At 33.3% G+C, this 16,529-nt stretch carries 13 protein-coding genes and 1 pseudogene; 2 read left to right on the top strand and 12 right to left on the bottom strand.

Features of this window, described 5'->3' with window-relative positions; translation table 11 throughout:
• Window positions 1–549 precede the first annotated feature (549 nt).
• Window positions 550–721: pseudogene (locus DN394_RS29060) on the top strand (DNA mismatch repair protein MutT).
• Between the two features lie 41 nt (window positions 722–762).
• Here the strand turns inward: DN394_RS29060 and DN394_RS21860 are convergent.
• Both DN394_RS21860 and DN394_RS21855 read right to left on the bottom strand, forming a co-directional pair.
• Complete coding sequence (locus tag DN394_RS21860; protein ID WP_002108512.1) at window positions 763–1,365, bottom strand: nitroreductase family protein; 603 nt, start codon at window positions 1,363–1,365, stop codon at window positions 763–765.
• Window positions 1,366–1,610: 245 nt separating this feature from the next.
• Window positions 1,611–2,564, bottom strand: a complete 954-nt coding sequence (locus tag DN394_RS21855; RefSeq protein WP_149294230.1) for a D-alanyl-D-alanine carboxypeptidase family protein — start codon at window positions 2,562–2,564, stop codon at window positions 1,611–1,613.
• 188 nt (window positions 2,565–2,752) lie between these two features.
• Between DN394_RS21855 and DN394_RS21850 the strand changes: the two genes are divergently transcribed.
• The gene (locus tag DN394_RS21850) at window positions 2,753–3,754 is read left to right on the top strand and encodes a S66 family peptidase (RefSeq protein WP_097916081.1); all 1,002 of its coding nucleotides are present in this window, start codon (window positions 2,753–2,755) and stop codon (window positions 3,752–3,754) included.
• A gap of 91 nt (window positions 3,755–3,845) precedes the next feature.
• Here DN394_RS21850 and DN394_RS21845 read toward each other — a convergent pair whose 3' ends face one another.
• From DN394_RS21845 to cydA, 10 genes are all read right to left on the bottom strand, one after another.
• Entirely contained in the window at window positions 3,846–4,292 is a 447-nt protein-coding gene (locus DN394_RS21845) for a DUF6376 family protein (protein WP_097916079.1), read from the bottom strand.
• Between the two features lie 90 nt (window positions 4,293–4,382).
• Window positions 4,383–4,604, bottom strand: a complete 222-nt coding sequence (locus DN394_RS21840; RefSeq protein ID WP_060490036.1) for a hypothetical protein — start codon at window positions 4,602–4,604, stop codon at window positions 4,383–4,385.
• Window positions 4,605–4,732: 128 nt separating this feature from the next.
• A complete protein-coding gene (locus DN394_RS21835) occupies window positions 4,733–5,299 on the bottom strand; it encodes an acyltransferase (RefSeq protein WP_098084220.1) in 567 nt (188 codons plus the stop codon).
• Window positions 5,292–6,422 carry an aminotransferase class I/II-fold pyridoxal phosphate-dependent enzyme gene (locus tag DN394_RS21830; RefSeq protein ID WP_097916075.1) on the bottom strand — a complete coding sequence of 377 codons (1,131 nt, stop codon included), beginning with the start codon at window positions 6,420–6,422 and terminating at the stop codon, window positions 5,292–5,294. The genes DN394_RS21835 and DN394_RS21830 overlap by 8 nt, the downstream gene beginning before the upstream one ends.
• A 19-nt stretch (window positions 6,423–6,441) precedes the next feature.
• Window positions 6,442–9,003: a glycosyltransferase gene (locus DN394_RS21825; protein ID WP_149294229.1), complete on the bottom strand. Its 2,562-nt coding sequence runs from the start codon at window positions 9,001–9,003 to the stop codon at window positions 6,442–6,444.
• A gap of 121 nt (window positions 9,004–9,124) precedes the next feature.
• The gene (locus tag DN394_RS21820) at window positions 9,125–10,258 is read right to left on the bottom strand and encodes a hypothetical protein (RefSeq protein ID WP_097916071.1); all 1,134 of its coding nucleotides are present in this window, start codon (window positions 10,256–10,258) and stop codon (window positions 9,125–9,127) included.
• Between the two features lie 162 nt (window positions 10,259–10,420).
• Window positions 10,421–12,145, bottom strand: coding sequence for a thiol reductant ABC exporter subunit CydC (cydC, locus tag DN394_RS21815; RefSeq protein WP_097916069.1), 1,725 nt, complete (start codon window positions 12,143–12,145; stop codon window positions 10,421–10,423).
• Window positions 12,146–12,147: 2 nt separating this feature from the next.
• A complete protein-coding gene (cydD, locus tag DN394_RS21810) occupies window positions 12,148–13,863 on the bottom strand; it encodes a thiol reductant ABC exporter subunit CydD (RefSeq protein WP_097916067.1) in 1,716 nt (571 codons plus the stop codon).
• Complete coding sequence (gene cydB / locus DN394_RS21805) at window positions 13,863–14,879, bottom strand: cytochrome d ubiquinol oxidase subunit II (RefSeq protein WP_098704900.1); 1,017 nt, start codon at window positions 14,877–14,879, stop codon at window positions 13,863–13,865. Before cydB ends, cydD begins: the two co-directional genes overlap by 1 nt.
• The gene (cydA, locus tag DN394_RS21800; RefSeq protein ID WP_098704901.1) at window positions 14,866–16,269 is read right to left on the bottom strand and encodes a cytochrome ubiquinol oxidase subunit I; all 1,404 of its coding nucleotides are present in this window, start codon (window positions 16,267–16,269) and stop codon (window positions 14,866–14,868) included. The genes cydB and cydA overlap by 14 nt, the downstream gene beginning before the upstream one ends.
• Between the last annotated feature and the right edge of the window lie 260 nt (window positions 16,270–16,529).

Raw genomic sequence — 16,529 nt, 5'->3', positions numbered from 1 at the left:
TGTATTCCGTGTGAACTTCATGTGAACTTTACCATTAAACTTATTGTTTTTGCAATGCTTTTTTCAATTCTCTTATGTATTTCATTGAAAATTCGACATTCCATTCATTATCTTAATATACATTGTCTATCCACTTTGAAAAACCCTATTCATCTAATCCAATGCAAAGAATATATTTCCTAGTAAAGCTCCTCCCATGAAGCATACTCTTATCATGACAAAAAATACTTTTTTTATCAATAGTATAATATTTTTAGAAAACTATTTTTGATACTATCTATCACTTATAAAAGATTTGACGATTTGTAAGATTTAACTTCAAAAATTCTGTTCTAATTTGGCGAAAACACACACACCACTACCTACTTTTCACTAACTATGGAATTTATAGGATATTTATATTATCATATATATAGTGGTATTTTAACCAATACAAATTTTATTTACCCTACACTGAAACCTATCGAACTTTTACAGGGCGGTACATTGAATTTTAAGATGGAAGTCTTATTGCCTGCAAATATTGGGATTAAAGAAGGAGGTATATTTATGAAAAACATAATAGATGATCCTATACATAAAAATATAGAATTATACTATGCTTTTTTTCAATTCGTTTCAATTATTACCTTACAAAAAATATCAACTATTGAAACACGTAAAAACGAATTAAAAGATCAGATGAAAAATTCCTATCAAAAAAAATCCTTATTACTTATAAAAGGTGAACAGGTTGTATCCCTGTTCACCTTTTATCTCGCATTATTTATAAATTTTCACACGATTTTCTAAAGGTTGGTATTCTTTTTCACCTGCAGTTACCACCGGTTTACCAAACGGCATTTGCGCAGTAAGTTTCCAGTTTCCTGGAACTTCCCATTCTTTTCTCACTTCTTCATCAATTAATGGATTGTAATGCTGCAATGTAGCACCAAATCCTTCAATTTCTAAAGCTGTCCAAATTGCAAATTGTAACATTCCTGAGGATTGCTGTGACCACGTTGGGAAATTCTCTTTGTATAATGCAAAGTTTTCTTGCAGTTCTTCCACTACTTGACTGTCTTCAAAGTATAAAACCGTTCCATAACCACTTTTAAATGCATTCATTTTTTCTTCGGTAGATGCAAAGTTATTTTCAGGTACAATTTTTCGTAACGTTTCTTTCGTAATATCCCATAACTTATCATGTTGTTCTCCTAGCAAGACGACAACGCGGGCGCTCTGAGAGTTAAAAGCTGAAGGTGTATGTTTTACAGCATGATAAATCACTTCTTGAATTTTTTCATCAGAAACTACTTGCTCTTTACTAATCGCGTAAATAGATCTTCTGTCTTCAATTGCTGAGTAAAAATCTTTTGCCATCATAATTCCCTCCAATTTTCATTTGAGGCTTTTTCATATGTATACATCATGTTCCGCCTCTTAAAACTTATCATTAATAAGCTTCTAACTTTATACTATCAACAAACAATAATAAACTCAAATAATAACACTCACATTTTTTACCTTTTTACTTCCTAATACTAACAATAAAAAGGCAATTTATTGTTACCGATAATAAGTAACAACAAATTGCCTTTCTGATATGATGATCCAACTCAGTATTTCACTTAATTAACTAAGCCAAATGCATAAGACATTAGCTTGTTCGTCTCTGTAAAACGCTTCGTTTTACCTTTCGTTCCCATTACAACAGTAATAATACGAGTATCACCTTGTTTTGCTGTACCCGTAAAACAATACCCTGCGCTATCTGTAAATCCTGTTTTTAATCCGTCTATTCCTTCTATATATAAAGCTTTATTATTTTTGTTTAACATATCATTTGTACTTACAACATTAATATTATTAAATGCTAACTGACTTTGACGTAAGTGAGTCACTTCTAATATTTCTGGATAGTCTTTTATTAGATGATATGCCAAGTTTGCTACATCAGCTGCCGTCATCTTCGTCTCACTTCCATCAGGTTCTTGTAGTCCTGATGCATTTGCGAATTTAGCATAATTCGACATTTTTAACTCCTTCGCTTTTGCATTCATAAGCTGAACGAAATCTTTCTCCGTCTTAGCCATATGTTCTGCTAAAGCCACAGCCGAATTATTTGCCGATTCAATCATTAATGCATGGTACAAATCTTTAACAGTCAATGTGTCATTCACTTGGACTGGGATTCTCGCACCCTCTGTTTGTGCCGCTTTCGCACTCATTTTCACCGGATCTTCCCAGCGAACTTTCCCATTATGTACATTTTCTAATAGAAGATACGCTGTCATCATCTTAGACATGCTTGCTGGCGCAAAAGCTTCTTTTTCATTATGTTGATAAATAACATCTCCATTACTCGCATCAATAATCATAGCTGCTTTTGCATCAATTTCCGGTGGTATGTACTTTGGTGGCACTACTTTTTCAGCTAATCCTGTTTTAGGTAGTTCTGCCACCTGTAAAGGTTGTCCCTCTATATTTGTTGCACTCTTTTGAGTTCCTTGGAATAAGAACCAACATATCCCTAAAATAATGACTACTAGGATCGTCAGCCTTCCCCATTTTAACCGCTTCATTTCAAAACTCCTTTAGCAAACCTTTTATACACTCACGTTTAACCATAACAATAATTACTTTATATCGTCAAGGTAAAAAGCATATTTATTCATCTAATACATTTATGTTACAATTAAAATACCGAAATATAAGAATATTCAATGTTAAATTATCGTAATTTAACTATTTAATAGAAAGGATTCTTACGATGCTACTTCCAAGATCATTAAAATACGGAGACACAATCGGCATTTATTCGCCCTCTTCACCAGCAACCTACACTTCTCCAAAAAGATTTGAACGAGCGAAATCTTACTTACAACAGAAAGGATTTCACATATTAGAAGGTTCACTAACAGGTCGATATGATTATTATCGTTCTGGCAGTATACAAGAGCGTGCTGAGGAACTGAATGCTTTAATAAGAAACCCTAATGTATCTTGTATTATGTCAACAATTGGCGGTATGAATTCCAATTCCTTATTACCTTATATTGATTATGATGCTTTTCAAAATAACCCTAAAATAATGATTGGCTATTCAGATGCAACAGCTTTATTGCTAGGGATTTATGCCAAAACAGGAATCCCTACATTTTACGGTCCGGCACTCGTCCCTTCCTTTGGAGAATTTGAACCTTTTGTAGATGACACATACAAATATTTCTCAGAAACATTACAAAACGATCCGCCTCTTCCTTACAACATAAAACAACCATTATTTTGGTCAGATGAATTTATTAATTGGGAAGAGAAAACGAAAGAAAAAGAACTTAGACCAAATAATTGGATTTCTGTAACAAATGGACAAGCTACTGGACGTATTATTGGAGGGAACTTAAATACAATAGAAGGAATTTGGGGTAGTCCTTATATGCCATGTATTCAAAATGGGGATATTTTATTTATTGAGGATAGTTCAAAAGATGCAGCTACTATTGAAAGAAGCTTTTCATTACTTAAAGTTAACGGCGTATTTGATAAAGTTTCAGGTATTATTCTTGGAAAACATGAGCAGTTTGATGATTGTGGTACAAATCGCAAACCTTATGAAATATTATTAGAAGTACTGCAAAATCAAAGAATTCCTTTATTAGCTGACTTTGATTGTTGTCATACCCATCCGATGATCACTATGCCGATAGGTGCTCAAGTGAACATGGATGCAACTAATAAAACAATACATATTTTAGAACAATGGAAGATATAAAAAAACACTTATATTATAGAAAGAAAATATTATAAACTTTTCCATTAGAAAACATAAAAAATCTCCGTTCATCACAAAACGGAGATTTTTATTATTGTCCTAAATTTTGAACCTTCTCTTTCAAATCACGAACTTGATCAATCGTCTGCATAAGCTCAGAGTTTTTAAATTGCTCTACATCCACTTTTCCTTCTTCTATCTTCGTCATTGCCGTATCAATTAATGTATTTAACTTTTCGTTATATCCGACGATTTGCTGATGAAGATCCTTTGCTACATCAGGTGGTGTTAATTCATTGAAAGCGGGTATATCTTGTTTAATTTCACTAAGCTTCGTTTCTAATTCTTTTCGAGCTTCGCTATCATTAACGGCCTTTTCAGCTAATGCTGGTGCATCATTTGCAAATGCACTTATTTCATTTACATAGTCTGTCGCTTTTTGAGCATAATCTATGGAGTTCTTTCCTTCCTCTACTAGTGAACATCCCATTAAACCAATTGAAACTATAAATACTAATAAAATTGATTTGATTTTCATTTTAGACTCCCTTCGCCTTTATAATTGTCTGCAATTTTCTCTATGCATAACTTCTACCTAAATTACTTATAACCTTTTTCAAATAGCTATTTACCCTCTTACATGCCCTATTATCGTTACAACATCTATTTCTATATGTACGCTAATAATATCTTCAATTATATCCATATATCCTTGTCCTATAGCTGTTCCATAGTGTAATGTAAGCCCCTTCTTTTCATACACTGACTTTGGCACCGAAAAAATAAACCTCCTCAAGTTACTTTCATCAGCTGGTTCCATAATTAAAACAATCCCATCCTCATCAAACATATACGCTCGCCCTCCAACTTTACATTCACTATGGCTCAGTATTGCCTTTGTCAGCTAAATTTAAAACATAATAAGTTAAGATACAACTTTGCTGTATCATAAAAATAAAAAACATTAATTCTTTTTTGTTAAGAATTAATGCTTTTTAAAAAATCATTTTCTGACTCTAGCATCTTTTTTTGACGAGGTTTTATTTTTCTTACGGGAACTCCAGCATAAATATACCAATCATCTAAACTCTCTTTTACCATACTCATCGCACCAACTGCTGCGCCTTCTCCTACAGTTACATTTGGAAAAATAATAGAATCAGCACCAATAATCGCATGTTTTTTTAAAATAACTTTTCCTGTTTTCACATTCCTATATTGATTCGGGACAGTTGGCCCCATTAATGTATTTCCACTGAAATCATCTAGTACTGCATATACGATTGTTTTAGCTGAGATATTTGCAAAGTCATACATTTCAATCCCAACTTCCCCTCCATATAACGCTGTATACGCTGATATATGCGAATAACTTCCAATTGTGATTTTACCACTTAAAATACAAAAATCATCAATTCTTACATTATTACCAACTGATATAACACCTGGATTATATATACTTGCTTTTTTACTAATCAATACATTTTTCCCAACAGATAAAAATCCAATTTTCTTTAGCTCTTCTTGACTATAAAAACTATTCATCTGCCGACACCACCTTCTGCCCTAAACAGATTACAATTTGTTCTACTATTTCTTTCGTCATTCCTTCCCATAAAGGTAAACTTACTATTCGTTTGGCTATTTTATTCGTTTCTATCAAATCTGTAGACTTATAATTTCTAAAAAAAACTTGTTGGTGGCATGATGGTGAAAAGTATAATCTAGCTTCTATTTTCTGTTTTTTCAGTTCTTCTATTACTTGTATGTTGTGAACTTCTTCCGGACAAAGAATAGGCATAAATTGTTGAATAACTGCTTCTGTCTTTTGGAGTTTCCATCCTTTTTTCATTAATCCATTACTTTGTAACAAGTGTTTATACCATTCAGAAATACGGGTGCGTTCTTTTAATTTTTGATTCCATTTTTTCATAGTCGCAATCCCAACAGCTGCCGCATATTCAGACATTTTACAATTAAACCCCATCATCGTACATTCACGATTTTTATCAAATCCGAAATTACCCATTCTTTTAATACGTTGTATATCTTCTTCCTTTTTACTATATATGAGCCCTCCTTCACCAATTCCGAACGGCTTTGTTGCATGAAAGCTATATACGATCATACCACTAAAATCCTGACCGTAATGCATACTTCCATTCATTAACCCAAATCCCGGTGCCGCATCTACGACAACCGGAATACCCTTTTTCTCTAATTCTTCATATTTTTCTAAGTCCATCCATGATCCAAAAGTTGCGTACGGGACAACAATCGCAACCTCTTCTTTTAATTCTTCAATCTTATCCCAAAGTACTGTTTTATCCATATACCAATCATCTATTGAAATATCAATAAAATAAGGTTCCAATCCACACCAAATAGCCGCTAATGGAGTCGCAGGGAATGTAAAACTAGGCATGAGAGCATATTTTCCTTTTCTTCTTTTCTTAAGTTGAATAGCAGCCATTAACCCTAACGTTGCGTTTGCCACTGTTGTAACAGCGCCCCTGTTCTGAAAAAATTCCGACATAATTGTTTCTTCAAAACGTTGATTTATAGGTCCATAATTCGTATATATGTGAGATGTATCAATTTCCTTCAATTCGTCCAAATACTCAATTACAGGTACAGTTGAAGCACGCAAAAAAGGAATATTCTCCATATCTATCTATTCCTTCCTATCATTTTCGGACAATATAAAGCGTATCTGTTTCAGATAATCCAAATTTCCTAGCACTTTTCATTCCTTTTCTTTCAGCTATGTTATATAATTCCACCTTAAATCCTGCATTCATTAATCGTTGAATGAATCCCGATTGATTATAAATTCTCACATGATCTTCTTGACCAAAAGCTAATTTTCTCAATTGTGGTGTTACAATTAATTTATTTTCTATAATAGAATCTACATTCATTACGATTGGTACTTGAATAATTCCCCACCCATTTGGCTTTAATACTCTATATAACTCTCGCATTGCTTTGTCATCGTCAAGAACGTGTTCTAATACATGGCTACATAAAATTACATCAAAAGTATTACTATCATATGTAATGCTTGTAACGTCAATTTCCTTCATTAATGGATCCTTTGGTTCTATATCCCCACATACATACGTAATATTTTTATACTCGTTAAACCAATCTCTTAACTTCTCTTCAGGTGCAATATGAAGCATAGTGTATTCTCTACTTAACAAGTCCGTTTCCATTTCAATGTACGCACGATACAACCTTTCACGATCCATTGAACTACAAACTGGGCATATCCCTGTATCTTTATTCCACATCTCAAATTTATATTTCGGAAAATCATAATGTGCTGGCCAAGGTGAAAATTTTTCAAATTGCTGATTGCAATATTGACAATAACAACATTCTTTCTCAAACATATGAGCGACTAGCTTGTTTAACCCTTTTTTTATCTTTTCATTATAAATTTGATCTAGTTCCCCATTTCTTACTGCATCCTTAACTATAAATCCCGCATTTTCTAAACAATAAGATAAACTCTCTTTATAATCCCTCTCAGAACTTAAAAACCCACTATTATATGCATCTATAATTAATTCAATCCACTCTTCAATTGTCATTAAAATAAAATGTATTTGTTTTTGATTTTGTCCACTATGTTGTCTAAAATAACTAAGAGGTTCTTGTATATAAACTACTTTTCCTTTCCTCATCATATCTAGCCAAGTTGCAATGTCATTAATAGAAGAATAAGCCTTTCCTTTAAAATACCCAAACTTCCCTTCAAACAAATCTCGATTAAACAGAACAGTTGTCGGCTCACCAACTATATTTTTTAAATTTTTTAATATGTAATTCCCTAATTCTTTTCCTTCAAAAAGTGTAGTTTCTTTCGCAATTTTCATATTCAATGTTGAGGGTGGTAATATCTCTCCATTCTCATCAATCAGTTCACGATATGACGTCACAAATGAAATATTTTCTAACGTCAAAAAGTATTTCATCATTCTCTCGATCTTTTCATGATGAAATAAGTCATCATCTAATAAAAAGTTTATATAATCCCCGTTCGCAAGTTCTATACACTTATTAAAGTTTTCAGCAACTAACGGAGTTTCATTTTTAGCATATGTAATACACTCATATTCACGTAAATACGGTTGAATCATAGCATTGACTTCATTATTTGTACTGTCGTCAGAAATAACAATTTCAATATTTTCATATGTTTGATTCAGAGCGCTATTGAGTGCCAATTCCAAGTAATAAGGTCTATTGTACGCAGGAATCAGTATACTTACTTTCGGTAAAAGAGAATTATTATTTATATGTTGTTTTTTCTTTTCTATGTTTATTTTCTTTTCTTTAATTTTTTGATAATAGTCTAATGTATATAATATCGATGATGGAACTATCCTTCTTGCATAATCTAGAAAATTTGTTATCGCTTTGTCTAATTCTTTTTCGGTGGATAAGAAACCATATTTTTCTCCTGCTATAATACTATGTGAAAAATCTTCTAATCCATCCATCATTTTATTAGATTCATTTAACTGTTGATCTTGATGTAATCGAAAGTAACTAAGTGTCTCTGCTATATATACTGCTTTTCCTTTACTTAATAAAGATAACCATGAAGCTATATCTACGTTACATAGATACCTCCTCTTATCAAAAATCCCATACGGTTCTTGTAAATCATTTTTACGAAATAAAACTGTTGTCGGTTCTCCAATATAATTTTTTTGATCGACAATTACCCTATTCCCTAATTCTGTTCCCTCTATAATCATATCCTCTTCAAATAAACGAACAGTTGAATAAATATGGCGTAATTCTTCTCCTTTATCATCAATTACTTGACGATGAGATGTTACAAGCTTAATTTCATTATCTAGATCATTGAAAAAATACTTCATCATTTTTTCAATTTTATTCACATGAAATAAATCATCATCCATTAAAAAATTTACATACTCACCGTTCGCTTCATTAAATAGCATTAGAGCATTTTCAAATTGTCCGAGAGTTGACCTATTTTTTATATAAATAATATTTGAATGATCACATAAGTATTTTTGTAACACCTTTTCTGTTTCGTCATTCGTGCTATCATCTCCAACTATAATTTCTATATTAGGGTACGTTTGTTCTAACACACTACATAATGCCTCTTCAAAGTAGCGAGGACGATTATACGTAGGAATTAAAACACTTACCAACGGAAGTTGATCTACCACCTCTTCAGTTCTTTCAATACGAGTTCTCATTTTACTCTCTCACCTCTTCGCATATTATTTATATACGCGACACGAAAATCACATTATTTTAACTGTATGGAGCCTATATACTTTTATGCAAACATGAAACAAAATATCATACTTTTCGTTCCTAAATAAACATATTTAATAACGCGGACATTTTATTTGCACCTTTTTTATTCATATGATCACTATCATAAAAATCTTCATCACAAAATAATGGTGAATCAAATAGATCTATAATCCGAAAAGAATATTGACTTTGAAAATCATTTATAACTTTATAAAAATCTTCTTTTAATTTCTTACTACTACAATTGAAATAATGTGAAGTAACAGGGAATACAACAATTAGTGGTTTTATATCATGTTTTAACAGTAGTTCTAAATATTTTTTGAAAATCGTTTTATTTTCAACTAAAGTATGAGGATATGACAATTTAGCATGCGAAGCTGCTCTCATTTTCCCATGTTCTTCAAAAGGAATATGAAGGGGAGTAGTATTCCATTCAGCATTTATCCAAGGTAGTATCAATGATTCATCTTTTAGTTCGTCTAATAAAATATATTCAAAATGCAAATTAAAAATAGAAAAAAGTGGTTTCGGAGTATCTAGATGTGAGAATCCATCAGTGGGTAGAGGAGAATGAACTACAGTATGATGACCGTCTTGAAACAATGGATAATATACTTTGTGAATTCTATATGCTTCAGATGATAACGACATGTCAAAGTAAAAAGAGAAATAGGCTATTCCTATCAAACAATATTGAAATGAATGATCGTTTGATAGAAGTTGTGACGCTATTAAATAATCATAGTATAGATCTTGCGATGGAAGTGTTAATTTTATTGACTTTTTTGAGAGGAGCTCCGTACTTATGCCACAATACGGATAAGACAAACCGGTAGCAAACAATTCATACGTGGGATCACTCTTTACTTTTTTCATAGACATGTATAAAAACATAAGATCCGGATTTATTTGATATATAGAAATTAATTTATGCCTCCATTCATACATGTATTTTGTTAAATTAATAATTTTTTTACTTTGCACGCCCTTGTTTATCAATTCATTTGTAAGTTTTTCTGCGTCCACTCTCCAAATGACTATATATTGAAAAGAATTTTCTATACGAATAATAGTTGAAACGTCTACAACATGAACTATTATTTTACATTTATTTTTGTCTAATGCATTTTGAATCCTTTCCCCTGATACTTCATCACTTAAAACAATAATTTTATACTGCTCCTTCATGTATATCCCCCTCCATTATATGTATAATATGAAATTCATTTTTCATTCGTAACGATCATATACATCTGCAATCCATCATTAAAAAAGAATAGAATATTCATTTCAAAACAAAAATAGCTGCACCATTAGGCGTAGCTATTTTACAATTATTACTTATTCAAACTATATTCCTTTATCTAACTCATAAAGCATACGATACTTCTCGTTTTCTTTCAGAAGTTGTTCATGACTACCTTGCATCACAATTTGACCACGATCAAGGAATATAACTTCATCTACATGTTCAATTCCAACAAGATGGTGCGTAATCCAAATTACTGTCTTTTCTTCCGTTGCAGAAAACATTGTTTCTATTAAAGATAATTCTGTCTTTGGATCTAAGCCGATCGTAGGTTCATCAAGGACAATAATTGGAGCTTCTTGCATGAGCGTTCTAGCAAAAGCAACCCGTTGTCTTTCCCCGCCAGAAAACCTTTTCCCCATTTCATGCATTTTTGTTTGCAATCCATCTGGAAGAGAAGCTATATGCGAAGCTAATTGTGCTTTCTCTAAAGCTCTCCATATCTCTTCATCCGTAGCCTCTGGTTTACCGATTCGCACATTATTTCCAATTGTCGTATCGAATAAATGCGGCTTTTGATTCAATATAGAAATATATTTTGATAAAAGATTCGTATGAGCATGTTCACTATTCAATAAAACTTCACCATGTAACGGACTTAGCGCACCTGCTAACAATTTTAACAAAGTAGATTTTCCTGTTCCACTTCTTCCTAAAATGGCGATTTTCTTTCCTGCCTTTATTTGCAGTGATACTTCTTTCAATACAAATTCATTACTATCTGGGTAACTATACGATACATTATTTAATTCAATGTCTATATGTTTTGATGCAACATAATCTTTATCCTCATGTAATTCCTTTTCATCCTGTAAAACATCATTAGCTTCTACTTTATTTAGACGATGAGCAGATTCTACATATGATGGAATTCGATCGATAGCATCTGAAAGAGGAATAAGCGCGTTTGTGACTGATAACGTCATTAAGACGAAAGCCGCAATAACGGTAGGTGCAATCTGTCCACTTGCCGCCTCATTTCCAGTCCATATGATCATTGAAATAACTACAATCCCCACTACTAATTGAATGATACTGTCCCGAATATGATTCCAGCGCTTCATTCTTTTTTCCGTTTTTAACAACTGAGCATTTTGCTCTACATACTTATCAATGAATTCATCTTTTCTACCACTTGCTTGCCAATCAGATAACCCAAAAACAGCGTCTGTTAGTTGTTGATACAAACGGCTTCTTCCTTGCTTTAAAGTAACATGATGCTGCTTCATTAAAAGTAATGATACAAACGGAAGAAGAAAAACGATAATAGCCAACATACATGCTGCAATAAGTGCAAATACTACGTCAAATGCACCGATAACAAGTATGAATATGCTATATACAACTAATGCTAATAGACTAGGAAATATTGTACGTAAATATAGGTTTTGCAAATGCTCTATATCTTCGGATAATATACCTAACATATCGCCCGTTTGAAATCGTGAGCGGAAAAATAACGCCTGCGGTTCTACTATTCTATATAGTTTCGTTCTCATCTTTTCTAATATGCGTAGTACGACATCGTGTCCAACTAAACGCTCTAAATAATGAAATACCGCTTGTCCTATACTAAACGCACGTGTTGCAACGATAGGAACATATACAGCCATTACATTTTCTGGTCTAAGAGCAGATTTAGAGATTAAATAACCTGAAATGAAAAGTAACATCGCACCTGAACTAACTCCAAGAAGACCAAGGAAAATAGTTAAAGTCATTCTACCTTTATTTTGCTGTATATAAGGTTTAATCCAGTTACTCATCTCTATCCCCTCTCTTTCCTTTGAAAATGTAATGCCTCATTCTTTAAAAGTTCTTCATACGTGCCGCTTTCTATCATTTCCCCTTTATTTAAAATAAGAATATGATCCATCTGTTTCATCCAGTGAAGACGATGTGTTGCAAGAAATACTAGCTTACCTTCAAACAGACGTAACATCGATTGCTTTATTTCAAATTCAGTTTCAATATCAAGATGTGCTGTAGGCTCGTCTAATAAAATAATTGGCTTTTTGCTTAAAAGTGCACGCGCCATAGCGACACGTTGTTCTTGCCCGCCACTAAGCATACGTCCACCTTCTCCAATTCTTTCATACATCCCGTTCGGAAGCGATGTAACGAGTGAACGAAGACCAACTTCATTAATAACTCTTTCCACTTCTGCATCAGTTGTATTCGTTTCATAGAAACAAATGTTATCTTTTAATGAAAGCGGGAAAATATAAGGTTGCTGCGGAATATAAGCAATATTCTTTTGCCAATCTTCTCGAGTAGACCCGTCAATTTTCACACCATTTATTATCAGCTTTCCACCCGAAGGAGTTAAAAATCCTGCTAATACGTCAATTAACGTCGATTTCCCTGCCCCACTTTCACCAATTACACCTATAGCGCCGGTGCCTTTCCAAGTAAAATCAATTCCCTCTAATATAGCTTTTTCAGATTCATTATTCTTTACTTTTACATCTTGTAATTTCAAGTTACTAGAGGCATTCCATATTAAACCTACATTAGATTCTTTCGTTCCTATTTCTTTTTGTTGCTGTAAAATCTCTTCTATTTGCTCCATTGCAAGTTGTCCATCTAACGTAGCATGATAATTCGCTCCAACTTGTTTAATCGGCAGAAAATATTCTGGAGCTAAAATTAAAATCGTAAGGGCTGGCAATAGTACAATTGTCCCATCTATTAAACGTATCCCTAATCCGACTGCCACAAATGCGATTGATAAGCTCGTAAAGAAATCTAATGCAAAAGAAGAAAGAAAAGCAACTCGCAAAGTACGCATCGTTGCTTTTCTATACCTTTTACTTACTTTTTCAATCTTTCCTTCGTGTTGTTTACTTTTCCCTATATACTTTAATGTTTCTAATCCTTTTAACGTATCTACAAAATGATTAGAAAGTACTCGATATGTTTCATATTGGCTATCCGCCATTTTCTGCGCTGCTAATCCTAGTAGGATCATAAATGTAATTACGATAGGAATCGTTACAACTAAAATGATTCCAGACTCAATATCTAACGTAAAAACATATAGTACAATTAGTCCCGGTACGATACTACTTCTAATCATTTTAGGAATTGTTAATTCAATATATGTTTTAAATTTCTCAATACCTTCAATCGATAAGGTAACCAGATGACCTGTTCCAGCAGTTTGAACATACCGTGGACCTAATGTGAAATACGCCTCTATTAATTGTTTTCGTAGTAGCGATCCTGTTTTTTCAGCGAAACGTTCCACTAATATTTGCGAAATTCGAACTAGCATATGACGTACTGCAAACGTGATTCCAAAATAAACCGTTTCATTTAACACAGATTGCACTGTTTCTCCTTGAAATAAAAACGTAATAGCCCGTGCTAAAAACACTGTTTGCCCAATAATACTTATAGCTTCTAAAATGCTAATGATTGTTAACACTACATATAAAACTCGGCTACCAGGATACGATGGAAGTCCTCTTTTTCTTTTCATTAGTACTCCAAATCTTTATCTGACTTAACAGGTTGTCTAAACACATAGAAACTCCATATTTGACTTCCCAAAACAAATGGCAATATAGCAATTGAAAAATACGTCATCAGTTTTAGTGCATAATCTCCCGATGCTGCATTATAAATTGTTAAATCGTATATTGGCCCTAACGAGCTAATTAAGACACGTGGGAACATGCCGGCAAACACACTCGCACTTAGTAAAATGATTGTTAAACTCGTCATAACGAAAGCCCAACCATCTCTTCTTCTTTTATTTAATAATGTTGACGCACATAATGCTACAAAAGCTCCGATCGGAACCATAATCCACTCTGTACCATGACCAGTGAATATATCTGTTTTCCATAACCCTACACCGGCAAAAATAAGAAGTGCTATAATTGCAAGCGGTGCAATTTTCAACGCAGCAATACGTGCACGTTCTCTTAACTTACCAGTTGTACGTATAGTAAGGAATTGCAATCCGTGAACAATACATAGCAGAAGGAACATAACTCCTCCAAGTAATGCAAATGGATGAAGTAATGGTAAGAATCCACCTACAGCATTTTTCGTTTCATCAATTGGAATACCTACCATAAAGTTAGCAATTGCAACTCCCCAAAGAACAGGCGGTAGTAAACTTCCTAAAAACATACCCCAATCCCAAAAACCTTTCCATTTATGATTGTCTATTTTCGCACGGAATTTAAAGGAAACCCCTCTTATAATTAAAGCAAGAAGCATAAATACAAACGGAATGTAAAACCCGCTAAATAAAGTTGCATACCAGTGCGGGAATGCTGCGAACATAGCCCCACCTGCACAAACAAGCCATACTTCATTCGCGTGCCAAAATGGGCCAATTGTATTTAAGTAAATTCTTTTCTCTAAATCGTTTTCCCCTAAAAACCTTGAAACTATACCTACACCGAAATCGAAACCTTCAAGTACAAAGAAGCCTACGAATAAAACTGCAATAATGATAAACCACAACTCATTAAGAGATAACATACTCTTCCTCCTTATCAAATGGATCATGGCTTTGAGAATCCTGTTTCGCTTTCTTATTCTCATGTCCTTTAATAATACGAACGAATAAGTAAATAGTGATTCCACCTATAATTAAATATAGTGATGTGAATGAAACTAAAGAGAATAATACTTCTCCGAACATAACATTTGGAGATACAGCATCTTCCGTTTTCATAACACCGAAAACTACCCAAGGCTGACGTCCCATTTCAGTCATAATCCATCCTACTGTATTACCGATAAACGGTAGTGCAATTGCATACACCATTAATTTTAAATACCAAGTTTTTTCGGCTAAACGATCTTTTCTTGATAAGAACCATCCGTATGCTCCTAGAAGAAGCATAAATGTTCCACTCATTACCATCGCTCTAAAACTCCAGAACATAGTGTGTACTGGCGGTATATAATCTCCAGGCCCATATTTTTCTTCATATTGTTTTTGAATTTGATTCATCCCTTCTACTTGACCACTAAATTTATCAAATGATAATAGACTTAGCATATAAGGGATTTGAATTTCAAACGAATTTTCTTGCTTCTCTGCATCAATTTTCGCAAATACTGTAAATGGCGCTGGATCCTCACTCGTATTCCATAACGCTTCAGCTGCTGCCATTTTCATTGGATGTGTCTTAATTAATTGTTGTGCTTGCGCATGACCGAAGAATAATACTAACGCCGTTGTAAGTGTTCCAACAATGATAGAAATGCGGAACGATTTTTTAAACACTTCAGTTTCTTGAGCTTTCGTTATTTTCCATGCGCTCACACCTGCAATAAAGAATGCACCAGTTGCAATCGCAGCTGTAATTGTATGCGGGAATTGTACCCATAATTGTGGGTTTTGAATAATCGCTAAGAAATCATTCATCTGTGCACGTCCATCTGCTGCCATTTCATATCCTACTGGCGATTGCATAAATGCACTTGCAGTTAAAATCCAAAATGCTGATAACATTGTTCCAATTGAAAGGAGCCAAATACATAACAAGTGAATTCGCTTCGGTAATTTGTCCTCACCGAATACCCATAAACCTAGGAATGTAGACTCTATGAAAAATGCTAATAAGCCTTCAATTGCAAGTGATGGACCAAACACATCACCTACGAAACGTGAATATGTTGACCAGTTCATGCCAAACTGGAATTCTTGTAAAATACCAGTTACTACACCTACCGCAAAGTTAACTAGGAATATTTGTGTCCAAAACTTCGTCATCTTCTTATAAATTTCTTGTCCCTTTACCACATATAACGTTTGCATTAACGCAATGATAAATGCTAAACCAATAGACAGCGGAACAAAAAAGTAATGGAAAATCGTTGTTGATGCGAATTGTATTCGTGCCAATTCGAGCGTCTCCATACTACAATCACTTCCTTCATAATTTTTTATATCGTAATTTCAATTGAGTTGTATGAATAAAACAACTCAATTCTTAGAAATGTAGAAAGATAAATTTGTTTATGTACTTTTAGAAAATATAAATTTTCAGTTTTCAAGATAATTACAAAAGAACTTTCTCATAAAATTTACCTTTTCACTATTTCAGTAGTGTTTTATCCGTTAATCGAATTGTATAATATCCCTGCATAGTAAATTCAGCTGATTTTTGACGTATTATT

It is taken from the genome of Bacillus sp. BB081, from assembly GCF_008368895.1.
GTDB classification, from domain to species: domain Bacteria; phylum Bacillota; class Bacilli; order Bacillales; family Bacillaceae_G; genus Bacillus_A; species Bacillus_A wiedmannii.
Note: the sequence above shows the minus strand (reverse complement) of the source record. Positions and strands in the feature narration are given on the sequence as shown.